Annotated in this window: 1 pseudogene; it reads right to left on the bottom strand. The window is 41.7% G+C overall.

Annotated features, from left to right (window positions below):
* Positions 1-247 (bottom strand): annotated as a pseudogene (locus AAEY75_RS16550) (class C beta-lactamase); the annotation flags it as partial.

Genomic DNA, 247 nt, shown 5'->3' with positions numbered 1-247 from the left:
AGTAGCACCTGTTTTGTTGACCCAGACATTGTTTAAAATAGGCGTTGGGTGATTGTCTGTTGTAATGGCTTGAGGCTTTAGTACCACATCCATTGAGTTACCTTCGAGTAAAGTATCTAGCTGAGTAGGATAAGGGTACATCTCCCATCCTAACCCTTGGGTAAAAGTGCTCGCCTGATAGTAACCCTTTCTATTATTGTCTAACGCTTGCTGAATATTTTTATCTAGCGGCACAAGACCCATATTC

The organism is Psychrobacter sp. TB55-MNA-CIBAN-0194 (assembly GCF_040309505.1).
GTDB lineage: Bacteria > Pseudomonadota > Gammaproteobacteria > Pseudomonadales > Moraxellaceae > Psychrobacter > Psychrobacter fozii.
The sequence above is the reverse complement of the archived record's forward strand: the minus strand, read 5'-3'. Positions and strand labels throughout refer to the sequence as shown.